This window comes from Vibrio rotiferianus (assembly GCF_002214395.1).
Lineage (GTDB): Bacteria > Pseudomonadota > Gammaproteobacteria > Enterobacterales > Vibrionaceae > Vibrio > Vibrio rotiferianus.
Map to the genome: position 1 here is coordinate 1,582,026 of NZ_CP018311.1, position 12,933 is coordinate 1,594,958.

Below are 12,933 nucleotides of genomic sequence, written 5' to 3' on the forward strand. Positions count from 1 at the left end.
GGGACTATGGCAAAGCCAACGCTTGCTCCTCAATCCCAAGGGCTCGACCCTCGCTTGTATTGCGATTACTCACGCTTGGTGCGTTTACAAGCGCAAGCCGAATCTTTCAGCCTGCTGCCTCACTTAAAAGCGGGCAGTGTGCTTTCTGGACGTCACAATTCATTATTTCGCGGACGTGGTTTGAACTTTGAAGAACTGCGCCATTACCAACTAGGGGACGACATCCGAAACCTAGATTGGAAGGTCACTATGCGCACGGGCAAACCTCATGTGCGCAGCTACACCGAAGAAAAAGACCGTAATGTGATTGTCTGTGTAGACCAGCGCAGTGCGATGTTTTTCGCCTCTACCGAGGTCATGAAATCTGTGGTCGCTGCTGAAGTCGCGGCTATGTGTGGTTGGCGAGTATTGAAAGACGGTGACCGAGTGGGATTTGTTATCGCCTCTGACTCCGCTCTATATCACAGCAAAGCTCAGCGTTCCCAAAACGATTTGCTCGCTCAACTGAAACGACTCTCTCAAGCCAATCAGCGCTTAAATGTGGACTCGCTAGATTCAGACAAAGTGACGTTCAGTAAATGGATTGAGCTCATCAAACGGATGAAGCTAAAGCAATCCACGCTGATTTTCATCAGTGATTGGCGCGATTGCGAAGAGCACCATCTTGATCACCTTAAGCAGCTTCAACAGCACAACGATGTCCTCGCGGTGATGGTAAGCGATCCTTTAGAGCAGTCGCTTCCTCAAGATTTGGCGAAAGTGAAATGGGTGATTGGTGACGGTCGTTACCAGCTCAACTTAGACAGCAAAGCCAAAGTCGATGCAGCCAGCGCCAGTTTGGTTGAGAAAGCTCAGTTACAACGTCAATCACTGGCACAACTCATGGCGATCAAAAAGCTGCCTCATATCGAAATCGATACAACAGGTGACCACATTACTCAATTCCAAAAACTCGTTGGAGGTCGATAAATGACAGACTTACACACGCCTCCAAGCACTTATATTCTGCGTGAGCTGCATGATGTCGCGGTGCCAGAAAGCGTCAGCTGGGTGCCACAAACCATTGGTTGGAAGATCCTTGCAATTGTGGGTGCGATTGTACTCATGTATGTCGGATACCGACTGGCACACCATTGGTGGGATAACCGTTACCGTAAAGAAGCCATTGAAGCGATTTCTCGTTTGACCCCAGATGATGCCAGCATGCCGAAAGCGCTGTTCTCGATTCTGAAAATCGTCTTGATTCACCTTGATAGCTCTCATGCTCGCTTGTTTGATACTGCGTTCCTGCGCAAGTTAGATGAGCTTAACCCCAAGCATCAAATGTTTGATGACGAAGTCTCCAAGCGATGGCTGCAAAGTATCGTTGACCCAAGTATTGGACTGGAAAAAACAGAGCGTTTACAACTTCTTGAACGCGCAACTGAGTGGGTGAAAGAGCACGATGAGAACGCTCACAACATTGAAAAGCGCACGCTTGCCTACAAAGCGCGTGCATTAAAAGGAGGTCGCCATGGGTGATCTTCTTGCCTCATGGCTTGGCATGAGCAGCTTTGAATTTGAGCATCCGCTTTGGTTCATCATCTTGCCGCTACCTTTAGTGGTGTATTTCCTCGTCCCAGCTTACCGCACCAAACAAATGGCCATCAAAGTGCCGTTCTTTAGTCAGCTTGTGGACGCGATTGGTGAAACGCCATCAGAAGGGGCAAGCCAACTCACTCCGAGCTGGTGGCAGCGTGCAACGCTCATCATCTCTTGGCTGTTGGTCGTGACCGCAATGGCAAAGCCGACAGTACTTGGCGAGCCACAGGTGCGTGAAAGCTTAGGCCGCGATGTTATGGTCGTCGTCGATTTGTCTGGCTCAATGGCAGAGCAAGACTTCACATCCAAAACCGGTGAAAAGATCTCTCGTCTCGATGCAGCCAAAGAAGTATTGAGTGACTTTGCCAAAACGCGCAAAGGTGACCGATTGGGTTTGATCTTGTTCGGCGATGCGGCATTTGTGCAAACCCCGTTCACGCCCGATCAAAAAGTGTGGCTAGAGCTGCTTAACCAAACGGATGTGGCGATGGCTGGGCAAAGCACTCACTTAGGTGATGCAATTGGTTTGGCGATTAAGGTGTTTGAGCAAAGCGAAAAGTCGCGTACCGACTTAGAAGAGAGTAAAGAGAAAGTCGCCATTGTTCTGACAGATGGTAATGATACCGGAAGCTTCGTTGAGCCGATTGATGCGGCGAAAGTCGCGAAAGCCAAAGATGTACGTATCCACGTGATTGCCATGGGTGATCCACAAACCGTGGGTGAAACTGCGCTAGATATGAGTACGATCAAACGTATTGCCAAAGAATCCGGTGGTGAGGCGTTTGAAGCGCTCAACCGTGACGAACTTGCTAAAGCCTATGATGAGATTGGTAAGTTAGAGCCACAGCTTTATGAAAGTACCACTTACCGTCCCAAGCAAAGCTTGCATCATTACTTAATGGCTTTGGTGGTTGCGATGTATTTAACCGCGTTCTCGTTGGCAACATTTAAGCGTCGTCGACTATCAGTGAACAGTGAAGGTTCTGCACAAACAGACAACGTAGAAGGAGAGCGCCATGTTTGACTCTCCTTTCTCTAGCATGGGACTAGAACAGTTCTTCACACAGTTCCATTTTATTCGTCCAATGTGGCTATTAGCGTTCATCCCGATGTTTCTTTTGCTTTGGTTAAGGTGGCGAGAGGAATCCAAGCCAAGCTGGAAAGACATTCTTCCTGAGCATTTACGTAAAGCCTTAACGATTGGCGACTATGGTTGGCGAAAACAACTACCACTCAAGCTGCTTATGGTGATAGTAGCGATTGCCATCATCATCTGTGCAGGACCTTCGTGGGAGCGCCAAGCTTCTCCATTCGGCGAAGATAAAGCCTCCATGTTGGTGGTGTTGGACAACAACGATTCAATGTTACAAAAAGACCTTCCGCCAAGCCGTTTGGAACGCTCAAAGCAAAAAATCCGTGACCTCTTGGCTGCACGAAAAGGTGGCAGCACTGGGTTGGTTGTGTATGCGGGCTCTGCTCATGTCGCCATGCCTGTGACGCAGGACAGCAAAGTATTCGAACCGTTTCTAGCGGCGATAACACCAGAAATCATGCCAGTTGAAGGTAAACTTGCTGAAACGGCGTTGCCTTTGATTGACCAACAATTACAAGGCCAACCGGGTTCTACGGTTCTGTTGGTTACGGATGGCGTGAACCCCGCAACCATTACCGCTTACAAAAACTACTTTGCAGACAAGCCTTATCAATTGCTTATCTTGGCAGCGGGTAACTCGGACATTGTTTCTAATAACCCGGTCGATTTGGACTCGCTAAATAATCTTGCCAGCGCGACTGGTGGACGCCTTGTTGAAGTGACGGTCGACAACAGCGACATAGAGAAGTTGAACCGTTTTGTTGAGCGAAACATGCAACTCAATGGCGAATCATCAATGCCTTGGAAAGACATGGGCTATCAACTGTTGTTCCCAATTGCGCTCATCATGATGCTTTGGTTCCGCAAAGGTTGGCTAGTGCAATGGTGTGTGGTGGCGATGGTATCAACGTCTTTGTTTATGACGCCAAAAGCAATGGCGGAAACGGTCTCGCTCAAAGCGGATAAACCTGAAGTGGTGCAAGAGATAACTGCCTGGGATAAAGCGTCTCAATGGTGGTGGGATTTATGGCTCACGCCAAATCAACAAGGCCAGCGTTTGTTCAACAATAACGAATACCTTGAGGCAGCAAAGCACTTTACGGATCCGTTGCGTAAAGGGACGGCTTATTACTACGCAGGCGAATACAAACTGGCTCATACCGCTTTCTTGGAGATGCAAAACAATCCATCAGATGCGGTAAAAGACTATGGGTTGTACAACGCTGCGAGTGCGTTGGCACGTCAACGTGAATACTTGGCCGCGCGTAATTTGTTGCAAACACTGGCAGACAGAGACACCTTGAGTGAGCAATTGCGACCAGACGTCGAGCACAACCTAAAAGTCATTGGTGGCATTGTCGAAGAGATTAACCGCACCAGTGAAAGCCAAGCGGGGACAACAGACGGACCGGAAGAGTCGTTTGAACTGGGTGACAACCCGCAAACGGCGGATGGGGCAGACGAAAAAACCGCTGCTGAATTAATGCTGAAAGAGAAACTCAATGCGAACGAAATCCTTGGCAGCCAAGAACTGGCGGATAAGTGGTTAAAACGCGTAGAGGCCGATCCTAAGTACTTCTTGCGCGCCAAATTCCAAATTCAACTGCGTGAGCCCGTGAAAACGGAGCCGCAGCCACAACTACAACAAGAAGAGGAGCAAGCACAATGATGAATACATTCAAACTTGGCGCTGACTCCGTGGTTGGGCGTTTAAGCACTATCTTGATGATGTTTACTTTGCTTTTTACTGGTTTGGCGAACGCACAAGATATTCAAGACTTGCAGCGCCCGTCTCTACCTAAAGAAAGTGATGTCGAGTTATTAGCATGGGTTGGCAAGCAGGGAGCAGGGGCAGATGCGAAGGAAGCACCTAAGTTCAGTGTGAATGAGCAGGTAATCTTGTACATCGAAGTTGCAACGCCTCGTTGGTTCACCGGTGGTACACGCATTGGCAGCGTAGAAATCCCAAACGTGATTGCGAAGCAGCGTAACCAATTAGCAACTAACTATACCGAGCGTAAAGGGGGGCAAACGTGGTCTCGTCAGCGTTGGGAAATAACTTTGTATCCGCAAGCCTCAGGGCAGTTTGTGATTCCACCTGTCGCCGTGGGTGTGCAAGTCTCTGCTCCTGATGGTTCGAAAGTGGCTGGTACGCTTTATACGCAGCCAATTAAGTTTGAAGCGTCTATGCCTTCTGGATTGCTCAGTGATGAGTCTGCATGGTTTACTGCGACTAAGGTGAGTGTGGATCAGAAATGGACAACGTCTAACGATGAGCTGAAAGTCGGTGATGCAATCACTCGCACCATAACGATCAATGCACAAGACAGTTTGTCAGTGTTGCTTCCAGACTTGTTATCCAATGATTCTACTTCCAGTTATCAAGCCTACCCTCAACCAAACCGCTTGGACGATAAGCAAACGCGTGGCGATTACCAATCAAGTCGTATAGAAGAAAGCGTGTATGTGATCCAACAGGGCGGTGAGTTCACCTTGCCTGAACATAAGTTCCAATGGTGGAATAGCAAGAGTAAAAAGCTGGAAACGGTAGTGATTGAGGGTAAGACCTTCAAAGCCAAGCATACATTCAAATCCTTTGTTAGAGCTTATTCTGGCTGGTTGATTGGCAGCGTAGTGACGCTATTTGTTCTCGTTATCGCCGCCTTGAGCATTCACCGTTATTATCGTTCTCGTCCTACGCCACCATGGTTAGTGTTCAGACGAATGGTGAAAGCGAATCGATGGGGCGCCGCTCGAGCAAGCTTGTATAAGCAGCTGAGAAGCAACACGGGTGGTCTTGAAATGAGTAAAGCCAGTGACACTGATATTTGGCAGAAGCGTTCACAGCGCCTACAAGAGGGGCAGGAGGACGCAAGCTTGATGAATGCGCTTTGGAAAGGGATACAAGCGCTGAAGCCAAAACGCTTTAAGTGGGCCATACCTAAGGCTTTGCCGCAACTTGATGAGCTACGGAGCAGGAACATGCGAAAAAGATAGCCTCTAAAAGCTAAAATCAGTGGCTAGGTACTCTTTGCTAATATTGTGGGTCTTGTATATTTTGTTGCCGATAGTTGATGTAGACCCACTAGAGCTTTAAATCTGCGTGCGCCAACAAATCAAGTCATTGTCAAAGAGCGAAGCACCTTAAGGTTACTTATGTATAGATTTGTATGGAAGAGATAATATGCCAGCGCTAAAATCGACCACCTAAGTACAGACTCTCGAGAATCATATCAAATGAATCAAAAATTTATGCTCCGTGCCTTGGAAGTATCACGGAACGCACTCCCTGCTTGCCAGCCAAATCCACCTGTTGGTTGTGTGTTAGTGAAAGATGGTCAAATCGTATCGGAAGGGCACACACAAGCGATTGGTGGCAATCATGCAGAAGTGGAAGCCCTAAACGCATACAACGGTGATCTAAGTGACGTCACCGCGTATGTAACACTAGAGCCATGTTCATTTGTTGGTCGCACGCCAGCTTGCGCTAAAACCTTAGTGACTTGCGGCATCAAAAAAGTGGTGGTTGCTATGCTCGATCCTGACCCTCGTAACGCCGGTCTTGGTATCGAAATCCTAAAAGAAGGTGGCGTTGAAGTCGAAGTCGGCTTGTGCGGTGAAGAGGCGAGTGCATTCTTGAGCCCTTACCTAGGAAAATCCTGAGCGATTTTCAGAATATTCTTCGTCAATGCGAGGTTAAAACTCGCGAAAACATGCATAGACGCTCAAATCTGGTGTTCTGAGTCGTTAACTATCATACTGTTAGCTAAAATAAGGTCATGTCCTGTTTTATGTTTGCAAAATGAAGAGCACCGACTTAAACCTTATCCCCATTTTCGTGGCGATTTATGAAGAGCAGAACCTGTCTAGGGCTGCTGCTCGTCTTGATATCAGCCAACCTGCGGTGAGCAAAGCACTCGCTCGTTTGCGTGATATCTATGACGAACCACTGTTTCACCGCAGCACATCGGGCGTAGAGCCAACCAGTTTTGCAATAGATATCTATCCGGCAATGGTCGCAGCGCTGAAAAACTTTACGTCTACTTTATCCGCATCTAGTAGCTTCGATCCTAAAGTGTCTAATCGTATATTTTCGATTGCTTGTGTCTCGGTGGCCAGCTATGAGTTAATGCCTCAACTGCTACGTCAAATCCGTAAGAGCGCACCAAATATTGGGTTGGAAGTGCATCCCTTATTTACTGAAGATTATGAAAGCGATCTTCGTTTGCAAAGGTACGACTTAATCATTGATATGCCACCGCGAGGACGCACCGTTCTCAAGATGGAACCAGTATTTTCTGAGCGTTTGATGGTTGTGTGCAGTGCAGACCATCCTCGCATTCATGACACCTGTTCTGTCGAGCAATTCTTGGCAGAGGAGCATGTCGTGGTCTCGCGTTGGCATGCACGCAAGAGCCTGATGAGTGAAGAAGATATCGAAGACCTAGCTAAGCGCAACATCGTATATCGTGCGTCTGGCGCGATGGAGATGCTACCTGTTATTGATGGCTCTGAATATATTGGGATGTTACCGCTGTCAACGATAAAGCACTTCTCTAAAACTTATAACATTAAGGCGGTACCACTTCCTTTTAGTGACAAAATTCACGATTTATGTGCGATTTGGCACTCGAGCCGCAACAATGAAAGTGCTCATCAATGGTTGAGAACTCAGCTCAAAAAAGCTGGTAAGGTAATCGAATACTAGGTAGGGAAGAGTATGAAAGCAATACGCGCCATTCTAAATGGTAAGAAGGCTGGAGCACCGGAGCTTCGCAGTGAGATCATGCGAATGCGAGAGCAAGGTGTGGATCTGCAAGTTCGGGTCACTTGGGAATCTGCGGATATGGAACGCTTAGTTAAAGAAGCGGTTAATGAAGGCATTAAACGTATTGTTGCCGCGGGTGGTGATGGGACTGTCAATGAAGCCGTCACAGCGCTCAACCAGGTAAACTCAAATACTAGGCCTGAGTTGGCCATTATCCCTATGGGGACTGCGAATGATTTCGCGACTGCGACGAAAATCCCCACCACGATTCGAGAGTCTATAGAACTTGCTGTTAATGGTGACGCGGTTGCGGTGGATAGCGTTCAGGCCAATGAGCGCTACTTTATGAATGTTGCAGCAGCAGGTTTTGGAGCCGAAATTACCGCGGAGACCCCCGTAGAGCTAAAGAACTTTCTTGGTGGAGGCGCTTACACATTAACAGGACTAGTGAAAGCGTTGGGCTTTAAACCTTATGATGGAACGCTGACGATTGAGCAGGGTAGCTTTCAAGGCGAAATTTTAGTCGGTGCGTTTTGCAATAGCCGACTCGCTGGTGGAGGACAAGAGCTTGCACCAAGTGCATTGATCGATGATGGCTTAATGGACATCACATTAGTACATCCATTCTTGCCCCATGAGCTACCTCAGGTGCTTGAAGAAATTCAGAGCCCAACTGAAAAAGGCCAATTTGTGAAGCACACTCAGGCAAGTTGGTTGGAAATTGACTTTCCGAAAGCGCTGCCATTAAACCTTGATGGTGAGCCTTATCGATCCAAGAAGATCCGTTTTGAGGTTCAACCCCAAAGTATACGTTTGGTGCTCCCACCTCACTGCCCATGCTTAGTAGTGCATTAAATCCACAAAATGAAAGCCACTAGTGTGGTGGCTTTCAGCTTACTGACAGTAAAGTTAGAGCTTTTGAATAGTATCAACGTCAATTTGTGTTGTTGTCCAGTCGGAGTCTACTTCACCACGAATCGCAACGCGGTCTTGCGGTGATACGTCTTGCCCCATCCAATCTTCATTATCGATTTCAACTTGAATTTGGCCTGTATTATCTTTAAACAGATAAGTTTCATTCCCAAGTGATTGAACGATGCTACCTGTTAAAAGTACATAACTGTCGTCAGATGCTTTCTGAGCTTCTTTTACTGTATTGATTGCTGCCGTTTCAGGACCGTTGAAGGCAGCCAATGCAGAGCCAGAAATTAGAGCTAATGCTGTCGTAATAATCAGTTTTTTCATGCTTATGGCTTCCTAAATTAGAAATAGTATGTAGAGCCTACGTTGATTGATGCGGTGTTTGCATAGCTATCAAGTTGGTATTTTGCGTTAGCACCGATGGTCAACTGAGGGAAGATCTTGTATTCAGCACCAACAGAGAATACGGCACCAAACTCGTTGTTCTTTTCTGTGCTGTGGAAAAGCGTTTTGCTCATTTCCACATCGTCATTTGAAACCAGCTCATGCTCTTCATACTTACCTGCTTCAGATTCGTATTGTGTGTAGCTCAGACCTGCTTTCACTTTTGTGGTCCATTTATCATTTAATGCGTAGCTAAACACAGGAGCAAGGGTGATTTGTTTTGCTTTGATTGATGAATCCCATTCCATCTCGCGGTGGTAGTCTTTGCCATCAATGTTCTCGATGCCTAAGTTCTTTGAACGACTATCGCCTAGTTCAAATTGGCTGTAACCCAGTTCTACTGCCCAAGAGTCGTTGATCGAGTAGCCGACAAAGCCACCAAAAATACCGTCTTCCAATTCAGGGTTTAGATTCACACCGTCAGCTTCAAAAGATGTTTCAAAATCGTGGTCTGTGGTGCCGAATCCATACTCTAAACCCACATAAGGCGCTGCTGCTACCGAAAATGAGCTTGCTGCTAGAATCGTCAGGACTGCTTTTTTCATTCTGTTTTTACCTCTTCGTTTTGATGAGAGGCATTGTGTGTGAAGAGTCGTGAAGTGTTCGTGAAGAAAAGACTAACGTTTGAAAATGAATAAAAAAACTCCCCGAGAAGGGGAGCTTTAAAGAAGTGGTAATGGTGTTAGTAGACGGTGCACCATTCGTTTTTCATGTCAATAAGATGCCAATTATCGCGTTGATTGGCTTCATCCATCGCTTTATCTAAGTGACCGACGCTGGATTTTCGGTCGTATTTCCACTCGCGGTCTTCATCGGTGTGATGAACGATCATCGCCATCGAGTTTGGTTGACTGGTTGCCCACTGCATCATCGCGTGGTCACCGTCTGAGTTACCAATCGCGAGAACAGGTTTCTTACCAATGATGTGTTGAATGTTATCCACTTTCCCGGCTTTGTCATCGATCGTAAGGATTTCACCTAACTTGGTCACGGTTGGTTTACCGTCGTTGTAATCGTACTTGTATTTTAGTGCGCTACCAATGATTTGCTCTGCAGGAATGCCGTAGACCTCTGGTGCCCAAACTCGCATGAAGTCCACACCGCCACCAGAGACAATGTAGGTCTTAAAGCCATGCTCTTGCAGGTAGGTCACCATTTCACGCATTGGTTTATAAGTCAGCTCGGTATACGCCTTACCAAAACGTGGGTCTTTGGCGGCTTTCAGCCATTGTGCGACTTTCTCTTGGTATTCTTCAACCGTCATGCCGCTGTGAGTGACTTTAACGATCTCAAGCAGTGCTTTTTCACCGCCCTTAAAGACGCCTTCGATGTCATCGTTCAATACTGATTTGAACGGTTCTTGCGTCTTCCACTCTGGGTGATCTTTTGCCATGATTTTCACTTCGTCTAGCGCATAGGCCAGCTGGAAGTAGAAAGGTTTCTCTGACCATAACGTACCGTCATTGTCGAACACCGCGATGCGGTCCTGTTCTGCAACGAACGTTTTTTTCGAAGCATCAGTAGATTGATCAACATAGTTCACAATCGCAGATTTACTCGCGCCATCTTTCCAAGAGGGCAATAAGTTTGGGTCGCAATCTAAAGCCATCGCTGAGAACGATAAACCAGATAAGACTGCAAGGGCACAGATGTGTTTCTTCATATTATTATTTACCTAAGTTTGAATGTATGGTTTGTATACATTTGGGTATAGAGAAGAACAACGTGGATTTAGCCTCTTGCCCTAACCATTTCCCTAACCAAGAGACGTGTTAATTGGTAAGAATGCGCAAAGGGGCAGTAACGTCGCTTCTCATGCGTAGTCGTGCTTAATCAGCATCTTTAGCAAGGCGAAGTCCCATGTCCGACATAATTATAGACTGGCTGGCGAAGTCTCGACGGAAATTCTCTGATTCATCAGAATCATAGGCAAAGCTGCCGCCTCGTACGGACTTGTGTGCTAGGCCTGCTTTTTCGTCTTTAGCGTTGTTCGGATTCTCGGTTGGGCCAAAGCGGTAGAAGGTGTCGTCATAAGCATCAATAACGAACTCGCCAACGTTGCCTGTCATGTCATACAGACCAAGTTCATTAGGTTGTTTTTGACCAACTGGGTGAGCTTGGTTTTTGGAGTTGTCGGCATACCACGCCACATCAGCAATGTTGTTTGAACCTGCGTAAGTGAAACCTTGGCTCTTGTTACCGCCTTTTGCGGCAAACTCCCATTCCGCTTCTGTCGGTAAGCGGTAGTTTTCACCGGTCAGCTCGTTCAATTTCTCGATGAAGTAATTCGCCTGCTGCCAGCTCAAGTTGTTAACCGGGATGTCTGCACCTTGGAAGTAACTCATTGAAGAACCCATGACAGATTCGAATAATTCTTGAGTGACCTCGAATTTGGAAATGTAGAAGCCGTCTACCTTTACTTCGCGTGCTGGGGTTTCTGCCTTCTTGGCGGAGTCGCTGTCCGACCCCATGACAAATGAACCGCCTTCAACCAACACCATGTCTTGATCTATGTTGAGCGCGATAGGGTGCGGTGATTGAGTCGCACAACCACTTATTAATACGCTGAATGATAGAATAGAAAGTGCGGTTAACGATTTGCTTTTAAATGATTTCATCAATAGTTTCTCGCCAAAAAAGTCACGATAAATATTAGCAATAAACGCTATGAAAAAAGGTTATAAACGGTATAACAAGCCTCTTGTATTAATGGGATTTATGATTAGGTCATTAAGGTGAGAATGGCAGGCTTATGAGCGTTCTCAGCTGCATTTCATAACGAAAAAGGTGACGTATGCACATTACTCAAGGTCCTCAGTTCAACGGTAAAGCCTCTAAGCGTTTGCATGTCATGGCAAAGCCTATTGGGGCAGCTTGTAACATTGATTGCACTTACTGCTATTACCTCAGCAAACAGGACTTACTTGAGTACAAAAAAGGCTGCACGCCTGTGATGGATGAAGAGACGTTAGAAACCTACATTCGTCAGTACATTGAAGGACAGAACACGCCGGAAATCATCTTCTCTTGGCAGGGTGGTGAACCAACGATGTTGGGCTTGGATTACTTTAAAAAGATTGTTGCGCTTCAATCTAAGTACAAGCCTGAAGGCGTGGTCATTTCTAACGATTTACAAACCAATGGCACGTTGCTCAACGACGATTGGTGTGCATTTCTAAAAGCAAATAACTTTTTAGTCGGTTTGAGTATCGACGGGCCAGAAATGATGCACAACGCTTACCGAACCAACCGCGCAGGGCGTGGCACGTTTAATCAAGTGATGAAGGCTGTTGAGCTGCTGCACAAACACGAAGTGAAGTTCGCAACGCTGACTTGTGTCAACAACCTAACCAGCCGCAATCCTCTTGAGGTATACCGATTCCTGCGTGATGAAGTGCGTTCTCCGCAAATGCAGTTTATTCCCATCGTAGAACAGAAAACCTTCCGTACTACCGCACCTCAAACATGGGAGCCGCAAGAACAGCTGAAACAAGGCGACAAGCGTCTTATTCCTGGTCACAAAGACTCTGTGGTTGAGCCATGGTGTGTGGCAGATGAGGCGTGGGGTAACTTCCTTATCGCAATTTTTGATGAGTGGATCCAACACGACATTGGCAAGGTGTTTGTCCAGTACTTCGAAGCAAGTGTAGAGACTTGGATGGGACGTAAAAACCCACTTTGTACACTGGGCGAGATTTGCGGCAAAGGCTTGGCAATGGAGCCAAACGGTGATGTTTTTGCTTGTGACCACTACGTTTATCCAGAATACAAGATTGGCAACATCCACCACGAAAAATTAGACACCTTGGCGTATGGTCCTGAGCAGCAAAAGTTTGGCTTTGCCAAGACTCGCTCGCTAACCAAGCAGTGCCAACAGTGTGATTACCAATTCGCTTGCTACGGCGAGTGTCCGAAAAACCGTTTCATTCGCACCAAAGAGGGTGAACCAGGGTTGAACTACCTGTGTGCAGGTTGGAAAAAGTTCTTCTCTCATACTGATAAGGCTATGGCATACATTCTTCGCGCTACGGGGAACCCTGTGGCACATGGCAAATTCAGTGATGCGGTGTTACGCCAACAAGCGGCGAAGCGTCCTGTATTCGAAACCAAATTTTAAGGGGATTGA

General features: G+C 46.9%; 13 protein-coding genes. 9 read left to right on the forward strand and 4 right to left on the reverse strand.

Going from position 1 to position 12,933, the window contains the following annotated elements; all coding sequences use genetic code 11:
• The first annotated feature begins 6 nt into the window (after positions 1 to 6).
• The 8 genes from BSZ04_RS07420 to yegS all read left to right on the forward strand — a co-directional run bounded on the left by BSZ04_RS07420 (position 7) and on the right by yegS (position 8,297).
• Positions 7 to 969: a DUF58 domain-containing protein gene (locus tag BSZ04_RS07420; RefSeq protein ID WP_038896274.1), complete on the forward strand. Its 963-nt coding sequence runs from the start codon at positions 7 to 9 to the stop codon at positions 967 to 969.
• Complete coding sequence (locus BSZ04_RS07425; RefSeq protein WP_088880021.1) at positions 970 to 1,521, forward strand: DUF4381 domain-containing protein; 552 nt, start codon at positions 970 to 972, stop codon at positions 1,519 to 1,521.
• Positions 1,514 to 2,605 (forward strand): vWA domain-containing protein, encoded by a 1,092-nt coding sequence (locus BSZ04_RS07430; RefSeq protein WP_088880022.1) that lies wholly within the window; start codon positions 1,514 to 1,516, stop codon positions 2,603 to 2,605. The genes BSZ04_RS07425 and BSZ04_RS07430 overlap by 8 nt, the downstream gene beginning before the upstream one ends.
• A complete protein-coding gene (locus BSZ04_RS07435; RefSeq protein WP_088880023.1) occupies positions 2,598 to 4,343 on the forward strand; it encodes a vWA domain-containing protein in 1,746 nt (581 codons plus the stop codon). The genes BSZ04_RS07430 and BSZ04_RS07435 overlap by 8 nt, the downstream gene beginning before the upstream one ends.
• Positions 4,340 to 5,671 (forward strand): BatD family protein, encoded by a 1,332-nt coding sequence (locus BSZ04_RS07440; RefSeq protein ID WP_088880024.1) that lies wholly within the window; start codon positions 4,340 to 4,342, stop codon positions 5,669 to 5,671. Before BSZ04_RS07435 ends, BSZ04_RS07440 begins: the two co-directional genes overlap by 4 nt.
• A gap of 240 nt (positions 5,672 to 5,911) precedes the next feature.
• Positions 5,912 to 6,337, forward strand: a complete 426-nt coding sequence (locus BSZ04_RS07445) for a bifunctional diaminohydroxyphosphoribosylaminopyrimidine deaminase/5-amino-6-(5-phosphoribosylamino)uracil reductase RibD (protein WP_010452201.1) — start codon at positions 5,912 to 5,914, stop codon at positions 6,335 to 6,337.
• A 139-nt stretch (positions 6,338 to 6,476) separates the two neighbouring features.
• Positions 6,477 to 7,382 carry a LysR family transcriptional regulator gene (locus BSZ04_RS07450; RefSeq protein ID WP_088880025.1) on the forward strand — a complete coding sequence of 302 codons (906 nt, stop codon included), beginning with the start codon at positions 6,477 to 6,479 and terminating at the stop codon, positions 7,380 to 7,382.
• 12 nt (positions 7,383 to 7,394) lie between these two features.
• Complete coding sequence (gene yegS / locus BSZ04_RS07455; RefSeq protein WP_088880026.1) at positions 7,395 to 8,297, forward strand: lipid kinase YegS; 903 nt, start codon at positions 7,395 to 7,397, stop codon at positions 8,295 to 8,297.
• A gap of 54 nt (positions 8,298 to 8,351) precedes the next feature.
• On the opposite strand, the gene BSZ04_RS07460 is transcribed toward yegS, so the two are convergent.
• The 4 genes from BSZ04_RS07460 to BSZ04_RS07475 form a co-directional block, all read right to left on the reverse strand.
• A complete protein-coding gene (locus BSZ04_RS07460; RefSeq protein ID WP_010452195.1) occupies positions 8,352 to 8,687 on the reverse strand; it encodes a YgiW/YdeI family stress tolerance OB fold protein in 336 nt (111 codons plus the stop codon).
• A gap of 17 nt (positions 8,688 to 8,704) precedes the next feature.
• Positions 8,705 to 9,352 (reverse strand): AcfA family outer membrane beta-barrel protein, encoded by a 648-nt coding sequence (locus BSZ04_RS07465; protein WP_088880027.1) that lies wholly within the window; start codon positions 9,350 to 9,352, stop codon positions 8,705 to 8,707.
• A gap of 137 nt (positions 9,353 to 9,489) precedes the next feature.
• Complete coding sequence (locus BSZ04_RS07470) at positions 9,490 to 10,470, reverse strand: HAD family hydrolase (protein WP_088880028.1); 981 nt, start codon at positions 10,468 to 10,470, stop codon at positions 9,490 to 9,492.
• 166 nt (positions 10,471 to 10,636) lie between these two features.
• Entirely contained in the window at positions 10,637 to 11,425 is a 789-nt protein-coding gene (locus BSZ04_RS07475; protein WP_088880029.1) for a formylglycine-generating enzyme family protein, read from the reverse strand.
• Between the two features lie 176 nt (positions 11,426 to 11,601).
• On the opposite strand from BSZ04_RS07475, the gene BSZ04_RS07480 reads away from it, so the two are divergent.
• The gene (locus BSZ04_RS07480) at positions 11,602 to 12,924 is read left to right on the forward strand and encodes an anaerobic sulfatase maturase (protein ID WP_088880030.1); all 1,323 of its coding nucleotides are present in this window, start codon (positions 11,602 to 11,604) and stop codon (positions 12,922 to 12,924) included.
• The last annotated feature ends 9 nt before the right edge of the window (positions 12,925 to 12,933 follow it).